Here is a 17,504-nt window from a genome sequence, read left to right as displayed (position 1 = left end):
AAACCCTCCTTAACGACGGATCGCCAGACGCTGTTCCAGGTAGCGGAGCAACATGGCAATGAGGTAACAGGCAGCCACGTAGAGCGCGGTCGTGACCAGCCAGGTTTCAATCACCCGGTAGCTTTCGACGTTGATCTTGCGGGCGTAATAGGTCAGCTCGGGCACCGCAATCGCAGCGGCGAGCGAGGTGTCCTTGAACAGCGAGATAAAGTTGTTCGAGAGCGCCGGCAGCACATTGCGCAACATCACCGGCACGGTGATATACGCACGGATACGCCACTCGCCGAGGCCAATCGCCAATCCGGCTTCACGCAGCCCCTTGGGAATATTCAACAGACCGGCGCGGAACACTTCGGTCAGGTAGGCACCGGCGTACAACGACAGCGTGATGATGAACGAGGGGATCTTGTCCAGCCGGATACCCAGGCTGGGCAAGGCGAAGTAGATCAACAGGATCAGCACCAGGATCGGCGTGTTGCGAATCACTGTCACATACACCGAGGCGAAGATGCGCAGCGCACGATGTTTGGACAGCATGGCAAACGCCATCAACAGGCCGATCACGCAGCCGATGGCGATCGACAGCAATGCCAGTTGCAGGCCAAGACCGAGCCCCGCCAGCAAGGTGTCGAAATCGCGCCACACGGCGGCAAAGTTCAACTGATAGTTCATGGTCGACAGTACCTAGTTGGGGCGCCTTGGCAGGCACCCCGGTTGTTCCGGATCACTTGAATTCAACAGGGAAACCAATCGCCGGTTCTGGCAGGTCGACACCGAACCACTGCTTGAACGAGGCTTTGTAGGTTGGGAATTCCACACCGGTCATGGCTTCATGCAGGGCAGTGTTGACGAAGTTCAGCCAGTCCTGATCACCACGCTTGACCGCGCACGCGTAGGTTTGCGGGCTCCAGGCGTAAGCCGGGCTGCGGTAGCGGCCGGGGTTCTGCACCATCAGGTATTTGACCGAGGATTGGTCGGTGGCGGCGGCATCGGCGCGACCGGAATTCACGGCCTGGTACATCAGGTCGACGCTGTCGTACTGGTCGACCTTCGCCTTGGGCAGCGCCTGGTGCACCAGTTCTTCGGCATACACGTTTTGCAGCACGGCCACGGTGACGCCATCGCCAGCCGCCTGCAGGTCTTCAATCTCTTTGTACTTGCTGTTGTTCGGCAGCAGCAGGCCCACGCCTTCGCGGTAGTACGGCAGGGTGAACGCCACCTGCTGTGCACGGCTGGCGGTGACGGTGATGAACTGGCAGCTCATGTCGACTTTGTCCGTCAACAGGTTGGGAATGCGCGCGTCAGACGACTGCACCACAAACTCGACTTTGCTCGGATCGTTGAACAAACCTTTGGCCACGATGCGGCCGATGTCGATATCAAACCCCTGCAACTTGCCATCCGCTCCCTGGAAGTGCCACGGCGCATTGGTACTGCCTGTACCCACGATCAAATGCCCACGTTTGAGCACGTTATCGAGCTTGCTGTCCGCCGCCTGCACAACGCCTGCGAGGGAAGCCGATGCGGCGAAGAGAAAAACACACGCTTTGAACACGGAAGGTCGGTGATGCATGACAAGCACTCCAGAAGTTGTGTATTCCGCTATACCGGAACTTAGTATGTAACAACGGAATAGACAGCAGAAAGTGTGCCATACGCGCTTAGCGAAAACTACGGCCTGGGTAAAGTCCTTGGTAATCAGATAGATAACGCGAGGCGTAAGATGCGGCGTTGCGCCAGCATCCGGATTCAGATTGCTACCCAAGGCCTCACAGGGGATCACAGCGCCATTGGCGTGCGTCACCGCCCCGTTACCGCGCACCCCGACGGTGCGCCCGCCCCATGGAAAAATCCCTGTGCTGGGCTAGCCTTTGGCACACACCCAACGACAAGGACTGCATTGCGATGAAGCTCAGTCTCACCCTGGTACTGCTTTCGTTTCTGGCCGCCGGCAGCGCGTCGGCCAACAACGACCGCCGCGAATGCAAAGAAGAATTGCGCAAGCTCAAAGAAGCCTTCGACATCAATTACAGCAGCCAAAACCACCACGGCTATCGCCGCGCCAAAGCGTCCAGTGACAATGAGGAATACCGCAAGTGCGCGAACCAGGCACGCAAGGCCCGCGAACGCCTGGAGCGTGACGCGGACCTGTGAAGGTTGACAGTAGACGACGATGACCCTCGAGCTTAGCGTTGGCAGAAACCCGCGCCGCTCGTAAGGAGATCATCATGGGGGTTGCCACCGCGACCATTGCAAATGCCGAGGATTACCAGCGCGTACTGAGCACGTCGCGGCCGGTATTCCTGCTGTTTGTCTCAGATCACTGCCCGGGCTGCGCGATCTCCGGGCCGCTGTTCCAGAGGATTGCCCGCAAGTACCGCTCAGTGGTGAGCCTGGTACTTGATTGCGCGAAAACCCCGAGGCACCCGAAGGTTACGGGTACCCCAACGCTGCTGATTTATCTCAACGGCACACTGATGCAGACGTTCAGAGGGTTCGGCCCCGAGGACGAACAAGTGCAGACGATCGAAAACGCATTCATGCTCTATGCCCCCCACAAGCGCGCAAAACCACCTGCGTCACCCGCCGCTCCTCGACCGCAGCCACCGTCAAGCGCCAGCCCTCATGCTCCAGGCTATCGCCCACCACGGGCAGGCGGTCGAGCAGGCTCATCACCAACCCGGCCAGAGTCTGGTAATCCTCCGTCGCGACAACCTTGAAGCCGGTACGCTGACGAATCTGGGTCAGGTTCAAGGCGCCATTGGCACGGAAGCCATCGCCCTCTTCGACAATATCCGGCCCTTCGATCTCACTGGCATCCGGCAATTCACCGGCGATGGACTCGAGAATGTCGGTCATGCTCAACACGCCCATGAAGTCGCCGAATTCGTTGATCACAAAGGCGATGTGGGTCGATTCCTGACGCATCTGTTCCAGGGCGTTGAGGATCGAAAAACTCTCCAGCAGGTTGATCGCTCGACGCGCCAGGTGCTCCAGGTTCGGCTCGTTGCCGGCCAGGTATTCCTTAAGCAGTTCCTTTTTATGCACGAAGCCCAACGGCTCATCCACCACGCCGTTGCGGATCAACGGCAGGCGAGAGTAGGACGAATGCATCAGTTTCAGGCGAATCGTGTCGGCATCGTCCGCCAGGTCGATAAAGTCGACCTTGGCCCGCGGCGTCATCAAGGTACGAATCGGCCGCTCGGCCAGTTGCAGCACGCCACTGATCATCACTCGTTCACGTCGATCAAACAGCGGGCCCTGATTGGCATCTGTCTCGCCCAGCAAGTCGGCCACGTCTTCGCCCACCTCTTCTACCGCCAGGCTGCGACCGCCGAGCAAGCGCATCACCGCATGGGCAGTACGCTCGCGCACCGGCAACACGCCCTGCGCCGATTTCTTGCGACGGGCGCGGGCAATCTGGTTGAACACTTCGATCAGGATCGAGAAGCCAATGGCTGCGTACAGGTAACCCTTCGGAATATGGAAACCCAGGCCTTCGGCGGTCAGGGCGAAACCAATCATCATCAGGAAGCCCAGGCACAGCATGATCACTGTGGGGTGGGCGTTCACGAAGCGCGTCAGCGGCTTGCTCGCCACGATCATCAGGCCGATGGAAATGATCACCGCGATCATCATCACCGCCAGCTCATCCACCATGCCCACGGCGGTAATCACCGCATCCAGGGAGAACACCGCATCAAGCACCACGATCTGCGCCACGATCGGCCAGAACATCGCATACGCCACGTTGCCAGTGCGCTGAGCCACATGCCCTTCAAGGCGCTCGTGCAATTCCATGGTGGCCTTGAACAGCAGGAATACACCACCGAACAGCATGATCAGGTCACGGCCGGAGAAACTCTTGTCGAACACCTCGAACAGCGGCTGGGTAAGGGTCACCAACCACGAAATACTCGCCAGCAGGCCAAGGCGCATCAGCAATGCCAGGGACAAACCGATCAACCGCGCACGGTCACGCTGCTCCGGTGGCAACTTGTCCGCCAGGATCGCGATAAACACCAGGTTGTCGATACCCAGCACCAGTTCCAGCACAATCAAGGTCAACAGGCCGAGCCAGGCCGTTGGATCCGCTAACCATTCCATTTATATAAATCTCTATCTAGGTTTCAGAATGCCGGACACGGCAAAGCGCGGTCAGTGGACCGGAACAAGGTTAGCAGTCGGAATACGGGATGTTTCAGCGGGAACGGCAGCAGCGGATGTCTTGGGGAAAGACGACTGGGGGGCTCCGAGAGGGTGTTCATGCAAATCCTGAAATAACAAAAAGGACTTGAATCCTACAGGCGAAAAGCAAGTTTCCCACAACGCAAAACTATTACAAAACCTGTCTTTGAAACCCATACCCCTGTGGGAGGTGGCTTGCTCCCTCCCACAGGGGACACCATGCATTCTGAAGGTCGGGTTACCAGAACCGCTGCTGGGTCAACCGGCTCCACCAGGTCAGCAGCACTCGGTCCACCGAACCGCTGGCCGCCAGACCCACGCGCTCTTGCAGGCTTTTGCGCTCGGCATAGTGCAGGTGGAACACCTCGGCGGTCTTGGCCTTGGTGGCCAGGTATTCGTCGCTGGTTTGCAGCTCGTCGACCAATTGTTTGTCGAGGGCTGCAACGCCGAGCCACACTTCACCCGTGGCTACGTCATCAATCGCCAACTGCGGGCGATACCGCGACACGAAGTTCTTGAACAGTTGATGAGTGATATCCAGGTCTTCCTGAAACTTCTCGCGGCCCTTTTCGGTGTTTTCGCCAAACACGGTGAGGGTGCGTTTGTATTCGCCGGCGGTCAGCACTTCAAAGTCGATATCGTGTTTTTTGAGCAGGCGATTGACGTTGGGCAACTGCGCCACTACGCCGATGGAGCCCAGGATGGCAAACGGCGCGCTGATGATCTTCTCGCCGATGCACGCCATCATGTAACCGCCGCTGGCCGCGACCTTGTCGATGCACACGGTCAATGGCACGCCCGCCTGGCGGATACGCGCCAATTGTGACGAGGCCAAGCCGTAGCTGTGCACCATGCCACCACCACTTTCCAGACGCAGCACCACTTCGTCCTTGGGCGTGGCCAAGCTCAGCAATGCGGTGATTTCATGGCGCAGGCTCTCGGTCGCCGAGGCCTTGATGTCACCGTCGAAATCCAGCACGAACACCCGTGGCTTGGCCTCGGGTTTTTTCTTACTGTTCTTCTTTTCAGTTTTGCTTTCGGACTTGCGCAGCGCTTTGAGCTGATCCTTGTCGAGCAGGCTCGACTCCAGGCGCTCGCGCAGGCCCTTGTAGAAATCATTGAGCTTGCTGACCTGCAGTTGGCCGGCGGATTTGCGACGACCTTTACTGCGCAGTGCGGCGAAGCTGATCAGTACCACCAGAATAGCGACCACCAGGGTGACAGTCTTCGCCAGGAAGCTGGCATATTCGGCCAAAAAATCCATGTGACTCCTTACAAGTGCATTTACAAGAGCAGTGCGCCAGGCGCGGATTGCCCAAGCATACCGATGGCACCGCATTCGGGCCAGTGATCAAACCGTCGGCAGCCAAGGCCTCTAAGGAGCTTTTAAAACAAGCGTATGTTTTTTCATTGACAGCTCCCTGGCATCCCCATAACCTCGCCAGACTTTCAACGTACCGGGAAAACGGACGTGGGCAGCATCTATCTGATTCGACATGGCCAGGCCTCCTTCGGTGCAGACGATTATGACGTCCTGTCGCCCGTTGGTGTGGAGCAGGCACAAGTGCTCGGTCGCCACCTGGCGGACATGGGCATCGTGTTCGACCGCTGCGTGGCCGGCGACCTGCGCCGCCAGCAGCACACCGCCACGGCTGCCTTCGATCAATACCGCGCCCTTGGCCTGCCGGTTCCGGTCTTGGAAACCGACAGCGCCTTCAACGAATTCGATGCCGAAGCGATCATCCGCGCCCTGCTCCCCGACCTCCTCACCACCGAACCAGACGCTCTGGACATCCTGCGCAATGCCGCGCAGAACCGCAGCGAATTCCAACGCATCTTCGCCCTGATCATTGAACGCTGGTTGGCCGGCACTTATGACACGCCGGGACTGGAAAGCTGGCTGGGGTTTGTCGAGCGCGTTCAGGGTGGCTTGCAACGCATTCTCGATGCCGCAGACAACACACAGAAAATCGCCGTGTTCACCTCCGGCGGCACCATCACCGCCCTGCTCCACCTGATTACCCGAATGCCTGCTACACAGGCTTTCGAACTGAACTGGCAAATTGTTAACACCTCGCTCAACCAGCTGAAATTCCGCGGTCGCGAGGTGGCACTGGCTTCCTTCAACAGTCATAGCCACTTGCAACTGTTGAAGGCGCCGCAACTCATCACCTTCCGATGAAGTGCGGCCAACCGTGACCCCAAGGTCACTGGACTCCACCCAAAAGGATCGAAACCATGACTGACGTAGCCAAAGCTGTAGAAGCAATGAAAGCCAAATTCAACCCAAGCGCTGCCGACGGCTTGGACCTGGTATTCGGTTTCCGTATCGATGAAACCAAGAACTTTTCCCTGGTCGTCAAAGACAAAACCTGCGAACTGCATGAAGGTGAAAACCCGGACGCACAAGTGACCCTCGTCATGGACAGCGCGACCCTGGAAGGCATCGTCGACGGTTCGACTGACGGCATGCAGGCCTTCATGGGCGGCAAACTGCGCACTGAAGGCGACATGATGCTCGCGATGAAACTGAGTGAGCTGTTCCCTTCCTGATTCACAGGCAAGCTTGCATCTCGATCCCGCCTCTCCAGGCGGGATTTTTTTTGCCAACTAACCTGGGATCAATCAAGGTCCGAGGCGGCAGCTCAGCAGTGCAACTCAGACCTTCGGTTGCAGCAGCAACGCCACCAACGCACTCCACCCCGTCTGATGGGACGCCCCCAACCCGCGCCCGGTTTCCCCGTGAAAATACTCATGGAACAACACCAGATCACGGCTGAGCGGGTCCGCTTCCAATTGCGAATAGCCCGCCATCGATGGCCTACATCCATTGTCGTCCCTTAGAAACAGCCCGGTCAGCCGCTGACTGAGGCCTTCAGCCACTTCCTCCAGGGATGACAGATACCCGCTGCCCGTTGGGTACTCCACCGAGAAGTTATCCGCGTAGTACCGATGAAATTCACGCAGCGATTCAATCAGCATGTAATTGACAGGCATCCACACGGGCCCCCGCCAATTCGAGTTGCCGCCATACAATCGTGAGTCGGACTCGCCAGGCTGGTAACGCGCGCTGAGGGTGTCGCCGTTCATCTTCAGCGCCAGGGGCTGCTCGGCGAAGGCTTTGGACAGCGAGCGCACGCCAAACGCAGAGAGGAACTCACTGTCCTCCAACATGCGCCGAAGCAGGTCCTTTGTACGTTCGCCCCGCAACAACGCCAGCAACAAGCGATTGCCCTGCCCCGGCTCGTTCCAGCGTGAGACCAATTTAGCCAAGTCCGGCCGGTGTTTCATAAAGCCCAGCAACCGTTCGCGCAAACCCTCCAGGCCTTCATGCTCGCGCTGCTCCAGCACCAGCACGGCGAACAACGGCATCAGGCCGACGATGGAGCGCAAACGTACCGGCTCGTTCTGCCCATCGGGGCTGTGCAGCACGTCGTAGAAGAACAGGTCCTGCTCATCCCACAAACCTTCGGCACTGTCATCGACCCGGTTAATGGCACCGGCGATATACAGGAAATGTTCGAAAAACTTCACCGCAATATCCACGTACACGGCATTGCGCCTGGCCAGTTCCAGGGCGATGCGCATCAGGTCCAGGGCATACGCGGCAACCCACGCGGTGCCGTCGGCCTGGTCCAACTGATACCCCGGCGGCAATGCCGCCGAACGGTCAAACAACGCAATGTTATCCAGCCCGAGGAAACCGCCCTGGAACAAGTTGCGGCCCTCGGCGTCCTTGCGGTTGACCCACCAGGAAAAATTCAGCAGCAGCTTATGGAAAATCCTCTCTAGAAAATCCATGTCGCCTACACCGGTCAACGCCTTGTCCTGCTGGTAAACCCGCCAACTGGCCCAGGCATGCACCGGCGGGTTCGCATCATCGAAGCGCCATTCATAAGCCGGCAGTTGGCCGTTGGGATGCATGAAGCGATCCTTCACCAGCAGCAGCAACTGTTGCTTGGCGTAACCCGGATCGATCAGCGCCATCGCCACCGCCTGAAAGCCCTGGTCCCACGAGGCATACCACGGGTATTCCCAGGTGTCGGGCATGGAAAGGATGTCGAAGTTGGACAGGTGCCGCCAATGGGTATTGCGGATATGCAGGCGCTCAGGCGGCGGCGCTGGCTGGGCTGGGTCACCATCGAGCCATTGGTTCACGTCGAAATAGTAGAGCTGCTTGGACCACAACAAGCCAGCCAGGGCTTGGCGCTGCACATTGCGAGCGTCCGCATCGCCAATGCCCTGTTGCAGGGCCGCATAGAAGTAATCGGCTTCCTGACGACGTTGCTCGAACAACTTACGGGCGTTGGCCGCGGGCGCATCCACGGGGGCAAAGCGCAGGTACAAAGTTTTGCTTTCCTGCCCTGCCAGTTCAAGGATGAACCGCGCGGCAACCTTGGTACCGGTGTCCCGGCGAATCGCCGATTGAGCGCCACTGACCACGTAATCGTTGATGCCATCCTTGAACGGGCCCGGTGCCACCTGCCCGTCCAGCTTGACGACATTGCTTTCGTTTTCGCAGAACAACCATTCCAAACCATCCTGGCCCCAGGCACTCAGATAACGATCCGGCAATTCATGATGACGGGCCAACACCTGCTCGCCGTCCAGCCGCAACTGCGGCTTGGGCGCATCAAAGGTCCAGCTCCAGTCGTTACGCGCCCACAGTTGAGGCATTACCTGCAAACGCGTCGGCTGCTCCGAGCGGTTATGCACCGTGACCCGCATGAAAATATCGTCAGGCTGCTGCTTGGCGTACTCGACGCTGACATCGCAATAGCGGTTGTCCTCAAACACGCCGGTATCGAGGATTTCATACTCGGCATCACCCAGCCCGCGACGGGCGTTCTCGGTGATCAGGTCAGCATAGGGAAAGGCGGCATGGGGGTATTTGTAGAGCATGCGCATGTAGGCATGACTCGGTACGCCATCGACGAAAAAGTACAGTTCCTTGACGTCCTCGCCATGGTTGCCCTCGGCGTTGTTGAGACCGAACAACCGCTCCTTGAGGATCGCATCGCGCTCGTTCCACAGCGCCAGCCCGAGGCACCAGCGTTGCGCCTTGTCGCTGAAACCGGCCAGGCCGTCCTCACCCCAACGGTAGGCGCGGCTGCGCGCGTGTTCATGGGGAAAGTAGCGCCAGGCATCGCCATCGGCGCTGTAGTCTTCACGCACGGTGCCCCATTGGCGTTCACTCAGGTACGGGCCCCATTCGCGCCAGCGCTCGGCGTCTTCAGTGGCCAGGCGTTGGCCTTCAATCGTTTGCGTTACGGGCGTGGCCGTCATTGGGTCCTCCATCGCCGACAAGGTGAGGAGCAGTGTAGAACCCATCCACACCCGCGTGCACATGAAGACTTGGCAGAGAATGCCGTTCATTCATTTGCAGAATGAAGTCCAGAGGAATCTTCGTTTGCAAGCGCACCTGGGGCCCAACAAAATCCAGTAAAAGACCATCACCCTCTCCACCGTCATCAGGAATTTTTCTATGCCCAGTACCGCACATGTCAGCCCAGACGAGATCCGCAAGGGGTTTTCCAAGGCCATGTCCGATATGTACCGAGATGAAGTTCCCCTGTATGGCGCGCTGATGGAGTTGGTGGCCGAGACCAATAGCCGCGTGCTCGACAGCGAACCGAGCCTGGCGCAACAGCTGCAACGCACCGGCGAAATCCAGCGTCTGGACATGGAACGCCACGGCGCCATTCGCTTGGGCACAGCAGCGGAATTGGCCACAATCAGCCGCCTGTTTGCGGTGATGGGCATGCAGCCCGTGGGCTACTACGACCTCACGCCAGCCGGCGTGCCGGTGCATTCCACAGCATTTCGCGCGGTGCATGAACACGCGCTGCAAGCCAGCCCGTTTCGGGTGTTCACCTCCCTGCTGCGCCTGGAATTGATCGAGAATGCCGAACTTCGCGCCTTCGCCGAAACTGCATTGGCAAAGCGCTCGATCTTCACCACCGGCGCCCTGGCGCTTATCGCAAAAGCGGAAACAAACGGCGGCCTCAATGCCGACGAGGCCGCCGAATTCATCCGCCAGGCCCTGGAAACCTTCCGCTGGCACCACACCGCCACCGTTACCGCCGCGCAGTACCAGCAACTCAGTGACCAGCACCGCCTGATCGCCGATGTGGTGGCCTTCAAGGGGCCGCACATCAACCACCTCACCCCGCGCACCCTGGACATTGATCAGGTACAGACCGCCATGCCCGCCAAGGGCATAACCCCCAAGGCCGTGATCGAAGGCCCACCGCGCCGCCAGTGCCCGATCCTGCTGCGCCAGACCAGCTTCAAGGCCCTCGACGAAGCCATCGCCTTCACCGACGCCCAAGGCAGCCACAGCGCCCGCTTCGGTGAAATCGAACAGCGTGGCGTCGCCCTCACGCCCAAAGGCCGCGCCCTCTACGACCAACTGCTGAACGCCGCCCGCGACGAACTGGGCGCGTTCCCCAACGAATCCAACGCCGCGCGCTACATGCACTTGATGGAACAACACTTCCAGGCCTTCCCCGACAACCACGGGCAGATGCGCGAACAAGGCCTGGCGTACTTCCGCTACTTCGCCACGGAACAAGGCCTGGCGGCACGCGGCCACGCCGATCAACCACGCACATTGCAAGCACTGATCGCCGCCGGTCATGTGGATGTAGAGCCGTTGGTGTATGAGGATTTTCTGCCGGTAAGTGCGGCGGGGATTTTCCAGTCGAATTTGGGGGATGCGGCACAGAGTCATTACGCCGCCAATTCAAACCAGGCGGAATTCGAAAAGGCGTTGGGGCGCAGGACCATCGATGAATTGCAGCTGTACAGCGAGACCCAACAGCGCTCGATCGATGCGTGCACTGAAGCGCTGCTTGCTTGAAAGACAGCGTCCACCCGGCCCAATAGCACATCCTTGCGCCGCGATAGTCAAGGGCGCAGAGGGGTCTTTCACGCCCTTACAAACTACCGGTAGCGGAAACCCCCTACATTATTTTAGGAAGTTCGCAGTTTGTAATAAATCCAATTCGGTACGACGCTGACTAACAACAGCAATCGTGTCGAACAGAGAAGGTCAAGACAACGTCAACTAGCGCTGTGTTTTACCTACAAAGATTATTGACAATGGAATAGCTTTCTTCATTCATCCCAGGCGGGAAACATTGATTTCCCTCATCGACCAGAATAAAAGTCATGCGACCACTACAACCCTATCGAGCAGCGCTCTGCATGGCAATACTTATTTCTGGTTCCGCAAATTTAATCTTGGCGGCATCTTCCCTTTATTGGAAAGCACTTGAAGAGATTCCGCCATTAACAGTACTCACCTACAGGATCATATTATCTACCGCCGCGCTTTCATTTTTTATATTCACACCCCGAAAAGTCAATCAAATAAAAAACCTGACACCGCGATCAATCCTCATTCACTGCGCTGCATCTTTGCTTGTCGCCGTCAACTGGCTGACTTTTATAAGCGCCTCAATTAACGGCAATGTCTTGGAAAGCGGCTTGGGATATCTGCTAGCCCCGTTTATCGCCATTGTATTAGGCATTTCAATTTACAGAGAGCGAATCACGCACACGAAAATTCTGGCAATCTCAATTTCATTCATCGCAATTGTATTGCTCATCGCCTTTAGCAACACCTTAAATCACTGGATTTATTTATTAATCGCTACTACTTGGGGCTCGTACACATACCTAAAAAAAGCCACCCCAGTAGACGCTGTGAATGGCTTATTCCTAGAAACTACTTTCCTGACTGCTGGTTTAGCGCTCGCCATCTGGCTATTCGACTTACCCATCATTTTACCTGGCGAACTTTCCGACCGATCAAGCGGGCTAATCTGGTTCGCAGGATTAATCTCTATCATACCTTTGCTAATGTTTTCTTTCGCCACAGGAAAAATGCCCTTGGCCCTTACCGGACTTATACAGTTCACCCTACCTATCGCCCTACTAACTATTGGCGTGCTTTTCAACGAACAAAAAATATCGACTCTATCGTTAACACTTATTTTCATGACGGCGGGTATGTTAATCGCCGTCCTTGCTTACGACATGAAAATCGCCGCCACTTCAAATTTGGCACAATTCTCAATCGATTCTGAAGGAGTCCACCCAGCTCAACAGCACAATCCTTGCGCTGCAAAACGTCCCCAGAGCCGGGCGGACGGGGCGCATCATAAGGAGTGATTCCCACGATGTCCCTCAGTCAAATCTGAACAAACCTTGCCGCGTTTCAGGCGTCGAGGCGCCCTGCGATTTCGTCCTTGATCAGCAGGCGTTTCTTCTTCAACACCTCCACCACCGTGTCGTCGGCCTTTTCTGATTCCGCCCGGAGCACCTCGCCGTCGGCAGCGTCGTATTGGGTGAGCAGCGAGTCCAGCCGTTTATCGCTCGCCCTGCGTTCGTGAACGACTTCCTTGCTCAAACCCAAATCCTGATACAGGTCGTGTTTCACTGGCATGACGTACCTCCGCAAGTTGATCAATGGCCTACGCCCTTGAAGCTAGACCATTGCAAAGGGTCTTGTCATGTTTGAAGTCAATACGTCCCCGTTCGTCGCGGCAACGGCAATGGGATCAAACCTTCGCGGCGCCCGGCCCTCCACAGTAGATCGTCACTTGAGGGAGACCGGTTTCATGACTAACGCCGCAACCACTGTCGACACCCTATGCATCAACACCCTGCGCACCCTGGCGATGGACGCCGTGCAGAAGGCCAACTCCGGCCATCCGGGCACGCCCATGGGCCTGGCGCCGGTGGGATACACGCTGTGGAGCCGGTTTCTGCGCTATCACCCCGAGCATCCCGACTGGCCCAACCGTGACCGATTTGTGTTGTCAGTGGGGCATGCATCCATGCTGTTGTATTCGCTGCTGCACTTGGCCGGTGTGAAAGAAATTGATGCCCATGGCAAGCGCACCGGGCACCCGGCGATCAGCCTGGACGATATCAAGCAATTCCGTCAGGCCGACTCCAAGACGCCGGGGCATCCGGAATACCGCATGACCACAGGCGTGGAAACCACCACAGGCCCCCTTGGCCAGGGCTGTGCCAACAGCGTGGGCATGGCGATGGCCGAGCGTTGGCTGGCTGAGCGCTTTAACCATGACGAACAGGTGCTGTTCGATTACAACGTCTACACCCTGTGTGGCGACGGCGACATGATGGAGGGCATCAGCAGCGAAGCGGCGTCGATGGCCGGCCATTTGAAGCTGGATAACCTGTGCTGGATCTACGACAACAACACCATCAGCATCGAAGGCCACACTGAGCTTGCCTTCAGCGAAGACGTGATCAAGCGTTTCCAGGCCTATGGCTGGCACACCTTGCACGTCACCGATGCCAACGACTTGCAGGCACTGAGCGCAGCCCTGGAGACCTTCCAGGCGAATACCGGCGCGCCGACGCTGATCGTGGTCGACAGCGTGATCGGCTACGGTTCGCCCCACAAGCACAACACCGCCGCCGCCCATGGCGAGCCGTTGGGTGATGACGAAATCCGCCTGACCAAAGCTGCGTATGGTTGGCCGCAGGATTCCAGCTTCCTGGTGCCCGATGAGGCGCGCACGCTCTTGCGCGACGCCCTGCACGCCCGCGCCGAACCGCTGTACCAGCAATGGAACCAGACCCTGGCCCGTCTCGACCCTCAATTGGCCGATGAACTACGGCGGATGCGCGCCGGGGAGATGCCCGAGCACTGGCAGGCTGACCTGCCCGACTTTGCCGCCGATGCCAAGGGCGTCGCCAGCCGCGCGGCGGGTGGCGAGGTACTGAATGCCTTCGCCCAGCAAATCCCCTGGCTGCTCGGCGGCTCGGCGGACTTGTCGCCTTCGACCAAGACCAACCTCACCTTCGACGGTGCCGGGCGCTTCAGCGCTGATGACTACAGCGGGCGCAACCTGCATTTCGGTATTCGCGAACACGCCATGGGCGCCATTGCCAATGGCATGGCGCTGTCGTATTTGCGGCCGTACACCTCGACCTTCCTGGTGTTCAGCGACTACATGAAACCGCCGATCCGTCTGGCGGCGATCATGGAGTTGCCGGTGGTGTTCGTGTTTACCCACGACTCCATCGGCGTGGGTGAAGATGGGCCGACGCACCAGCCCATTGAGCACCTGACGCAGTTGCGCGCCACGCCAGGGTTGCTGACCCTTCGCCCTGGCGACGCCAACGAAACCCTGGAGCTGTGGAAAGTTGCGCTGGCGCAAACCCATCGGCCGAGCTGTGTGGTGCTGTCACGCCAGCCGCTGCCGACTCTGGATCGCACGCAATACGCAGCGGCGACCGGTGCAGCCAAAGGCGCTTATGTGTTGGCGGGGGCGGATAAACCCCAGGTAATTTTGATCGGTACCGGCAGCGAAGTCAGCCTGGCGGTGGCGGCCTATGAACAGCTCAAGGGCGAAGGGATTGCCGCACAAGTCGTCTCGATGCCGAGCTGGGAGTTGTTTGAAGAACAGGACCAGGCCTATCGCGACAGTGTGTTGCCGCCGGCGGTGACGGCGCGCGTAGTGATGGAACAGGCTGGGCCTTTGGGGTGGGACCGCTATGTCGGGCAAACCGGCGCCAAGGTGGTGATGAACAGCTTCGGGGCTTCGGCGCCGTTGGCGAAGTTGCAGGAGAAGTTTGGGTTTACGGTGGAACATGTGGTGAAGCAGGCCAAGGCACAAATCCAACTGACCAGACACTGATCACTCTGTGGGAGGGGGCTTGCCCCCGATAGCTATCTGTCAGGCACTTGATGGGGTGACTGACCCACCGCTATCGGGGGCAAGCCCCCTCCCACATGTGGACCTGTTTAACTGTTAGATCAACGCTCGGGCCAGGAAGGGCGCAGTCCGGCTTTTCTTGCTCTTGGCAACTTTTTGCGGCGTACCGCTGGCCACCACTTGCCCGCCCAAATCCCCTGCCCCCGGACCGATATCGATCACCCAGTCACTCTGGGCCACCACACGCATTTCATGCTCGACCACCACCACCGTGTGCCCTGCATCCACCAAGTGATTGAGCTGGCTGAGCAGGCGATCCACATCCCGTGGATGCAGCCCGGTCGTTGGCTCATCCAACACATACAAGGTCGACCCACGGGCATTGCGTTGCAGCTCGGTGGCCAATTTGATCCGCTGCGCTTCCCCCCCGGACAGTTCGGTAGCCGGTTGACCCAGTCGCAGATAACCCAGGCCGATATCCCGCAGCACCTGCAACGAGCGCAGTACCCCTGGCTGCTCGGCAAAGACCTCGACTGCCTGCTCAACGGTCAGCCCGAGCACCTGAGCGATGCTCAAGCCTTGCCATTTGATCGCCAACGTCTCGGGGTTGTAGCGCGCGCCGTGGCAGGTCGGACAGGGTGCGTACACACTCGGCATAAACAACAACTCGACGCTAACAAAGCCCTCGCCCTCGCAGTTCGGGCAACGGCCCTTGGCGACGTTGAAGGAGAACTGGCCCGCATCGTAATGGCGCTTCTTTGCCGCGGGCGTGGCGGCGAACAGTTTGCGCACGTTGTCGAACAGCCCAGTGTAGGTCGCCAGGTTGGAACGTGGCGTACGGCCGATGGGTTTCTGATCCACCTGCACCAGGCGTCGGATCTGTTCCAGCCCGGCGCTGATGCGCCCGCCACTGGTTTGCGGCGTCTCATCTTCCAGGCTCGGCTCTTCGTCGTTCTCCACCACACGCCCAAGGCCACTGCCCACCAACTCCAGCAGCGCCTGGCTGACCAGGCTGGACTTGCCCGAGCCGGAAATGCCGGTCACCGAGGTGAAGCAGCCCAAGGGAAAATCCACGTTCAGACCATTGAGGTTATTGCGCGTCACGCCCTCCAACTTCAACCAACCACTGGGTTCGCGGCGAGAGGGATTTGATGTACGCCGCTCGGCGAACAAATACTCACGGGTCTGCGACGCCTCTACGTCAGCCAACCCAGCAGGTGGCCCGCTGTACAGCACTTGCCCGCCATGCTCGCCAGCGGCCGGGCCGACGTCGATCAACCAGTCGGCGCGGCGCATGGTTTCCAAGTCGTGCTCCACCACAAACAACGAATTACCGGCGGCCTTCAAGCGCTCAAGCGCGGTGAACAAAGCCTCGCCATCCGCTGGATGCAAGCCCGCCGAAGGCTCATCCAGCACATAGATCACTCCAAACAATTGCGAGCCCAATTGCGTGGCCAAGCGTAAACGTTGCAACTCCCCGGACGACAAGGTCGGTGTGCTGCGCTCCAGGGACAGATAACCCAGGCCCAATTCGATCAAGGTGCTGACCCGCTCCAGCAAGTCCTGGGCGATACGCTGCGCAGCCAGGCGCTTCTCCACCGAGAGCTTCATCGTGTCCTGCCCCGCCGCCACCGGCCGCAGCAGTTCGGCCAGCTGCGACAACGACAGCTGCGACAACTCGCCAATATCCACCCCGGCAAACTTCACCGAGAGCGCCGCCTTGGTCAGCCGCTTGCCTTCACACAGCGGGCAGGCGCTGCCCTGCATGAACTGCGACACGCGCTTTTTCATCAGCGCGCTTTGGGTGTGGCTGAAGGTGTGCAGGATGTAGCGCCGCGCGCCGCTGAACGTGCCCTGGTAACTAGGCTCCAGCTTGCGCTTCAACGCCTCGCGGGTTTGCTCCGGGGTGAAACCGGCATACACCGGCACAGTGGGGGTTTCTTCGGTGAACAGGATCCAGTCGCGCTGCTTTTTTGGCAGGTCGCGCCATGGGATATCCACGTCATAGCCCAAGGTCACCAGAATGTCGCGCAGGTTCTGGCCCTGCCACGCCAACGGCCAGGAGGCAACCGCGCGCTGGCGAATGCTCAGCGAAGGGTCGGGCACCATCAGCGCCTCGGTCACTTCATACACGCGGCCCAGGCCATGACATTTCGGGCACGCACCCTGGGGCAGGTTCGGCGAAAAGTCCTCGGCATACAGCATTGCTTGCCCCGCAGGGTAGCTGCCGGCGCGGGAATAGAGCATGCGGATAAGGCTCGATAACGTGGTGACGCTGCCCACCGAAGATCGCGCGCTGGGCGTGCCACGCTGCTGTTGCAGGGCCACGGCGGGCGGCAGGCCTTCGATGCTGTCCACGTCGGGCACGCCAACCTGGTCGATCAGGCGCCGCGCGTAAGGCGCCACCGATTCGAAGTAGCGCCGCTGGGCCTCGGCATACACCGTGGAAAACGCCAGGGACGACTTGCCCGAACCCGACACGCCGGTAAACACCACCAGGGCATCCCGGGGAATATCCACGTCGACGTTTTGCAGGTTGTGCTCGCGGGCGCCGCGCACCCTGACAAAGCCTGGGCGTTGGGCAGTGATCGCAGGGATGTTGCGCTGTGAAGTCAT

Annotated in this window: 13 protein-coding genes and 1 pseudogene; 7 read left to right on the top strand and 7 right to left on the bottom strand. The window is 59.0% G+C overall.

Translation table 11 applies throughout. The features are described 5' to 3' along the window. Nucleotides 1–9 precede the first annotated feature (9 nt). Entirely contained in the window at nt 10–672 is a 663-nt protein-coding gene (locus AOA61_RS17760; RefSeq protein WP_065878346.1) for an amino acid ABC transporter permease, read from the bottom strand. A 52-nt stretch (nt 673–724) separates the two neighbouring features. Further along, nucleotides 725–1,573, bottom strand: coding sequence for a transporter substrate-binding domain-containing protein (locus AOA61_RS17755; protein ID WP_032886556.1), 849 nt, complete (start codon nt 1,571–1,573; stop codon nt 725–727). Nucleotides 1,574–1,905: 332 nt separating this feature from the next. Between AOA61_RS17755 and AOA61_RS17750 the strand changes: the two genes are divergently transcribed. Together AOA61_RS17750 and AOA61_RS17745 are read left to right on the top strand one after the other, a co-directional pair. After that, the gene (locus AOA61_RS17750; RefSeq protein WP_032886558.1) at nt 1,906–2,154 is read left to right on the top strand and encodes a hypothetical protein; all 249 of its coding nucleotides are present in this window, start codon (nt 1,906–1,908) and stop codon (nt 2,152–2,154) included. A 74-nt stretch (nt 2,155–2,228) separates the two neighbouring features. Continuing rightward, nucleotides 2,229–2,519, top strand: a pseudogene (locus AOA61_RS17745) (thioredoxin family protein); the annotation flags it as partial. Nucleotides 2,520–2,538: 19 nt separating this feature from the next. Here AOA61_RS17745 and AOA61_RS17740 read toward each other — a convergent pair. Both AOA61_RS17740 and sohB read right to left on the bottom strand, forming a co-directional pair. After that, the gene (locus tag AOA61_RS17740) at nt 2,539–4,107 is read right to left on the bottom strand and encodes a TerC family protein (RefSeq protein ID WP_032886560.1); all 1,569 of its coding nucleotides are present in this window, start codon (nt 4,105–4,107) and stop codon (nt 2,539–2,541) included. Between the two features lie 319 nt (nt 4,108–4,426). After that, the gene (gene sohB / locus AOA61_RS17735; RefSeq protein ID WP_017135929.1) at nt 4,427–5,452 is read right to left on the bottom strand and encodes a protease SohB; all 1,026 of its coding nucleotides are present in this window, start codon (nt 5,450–5,452) and stop codon (nt 4,427–4,429) included. 207 nt (nt 5,453–5,659) lie between these two features. Here sohB and AOA61_RS17730 point away from each other — a divergent pair, with 207 nt between their 5' ends. Then, entirely contained in the window at nt 5,660–6,370 is a 711-nt protein-coding gene (locus AOA61_RS17730; protein ID WP_032886565.1) for a histidine phosphatase family protein, read from the top strand. Between the two features lie 56 nt (nt 6,371–6,426). Beyond that, nucleotides 6,427–6,741, top strand: a complete 315-nt coding sequence (locus AOA61_RS17725) for an SCP2 sterol-binding domain-containing protein (protein WP_099602273.1) — start codon at nt 6,427–6,429, stop codon at nt 6,739–6,741. Between the two features lie 105 nt (nt 6,742–6,846). Here the strand turns inward: AOA61_RS17725 and AOA61_RS17720 are convergent, their stop codons facing one another. Next, nucleotides 6,847–9,474: a glucosidase gene (locus tag AOA61_RS17720; protein WP_099602272.1), complete on the bottom strand. Its 2,628-nt coding sequence runs from the start codon at nt 9,472–9,474 to the stop codon at nt 6,847–6,849. 199 nt (nt 9,475–9,673) lie between these two features. On the opposite strand from AOA61_RS17720, the gene AOA61_RS17715 reads away from it, so the two are divergent. After that, nucleotides 9,674–11,050, top strand: a complete 1,377-nt coding sequence (locus AOA61_RS17715; protein ID WP_099602271.1) for a VOC family protein — start codon at nt 9,674–9,676, stop codon at nt 11,048–11,050. Between the two features lie 347 nt (nt 11,051–11,397). Then, nucleotides 11,398–12,366: an EamA family transporter gene (locus AOA61_RS17710; RefSeq protein WP_158234809.1), complete on the top strand. Its 969-nt coding sequence runs from the start codon at nt 11,398–11,400 to the stop codon at nt 12,364–12,366. 46 nt (nt 12,367–12,412) lie between these two features. Here the strand turns inward: AOA61_RS17710 and AOA61_RS17705 are convergent, their stop codons facing one another. Continuing rightward, nucleotides 12,413–12,640, bottom strand: coding sequence for a YdcH family protein (locus AOA61_RS17705; RefSeq protein WP_032886572.1), 228 nt, complete (start codon nt 12,638–12,640; stop codon nt 12,413–12,415). A gap of 175 nt (nt 12,641–12,815) precedes the next feature. Between AOA61_RS17705 and tkt the strand changes: the two genes are divergently transcribed. Next, a complete protein-coding gene (gene tkt / locus AOA61_RS17700) occupies nt 12,816–14,870 on the top strand; it encodes a transketolase (protein ID WP_099602269.1) in 2,055 nt (684 codons plus the stop codon). Nucleotides 14,871–14,984: 114 nt separating this feature from the next. Here the strand turns inward: tkt and uvrA are convergent, their stop codons facing one another. After that, on the bottom strand, nt 14,985–17,504 hold the full coding sequence (gene uvrA / locus AOA61_RS17695; RefSeq protein ID WP_099602268.1) for an excinuclease ABC subunit UvrA: 2,520 nt from the start codon (nt 17,502–17,504) through the stop codon (nt 14,985–14,987).

The organism is Pseudomonas sp. 2995-1, assembly GCF_002742505.1.
GTDB lineage: Bacteria > Pseudomonadota > Gammaproteobacteria > Pseudomonadales > Pseudomonadaceae > Aquipseudomonas > Aquipseudomonas sivasensis.
The sequence above is the reverse complement of the archived record's forward strand: the minus strand, read 5'-3'. Positions and strand labels throughout refer to the sequence as shown.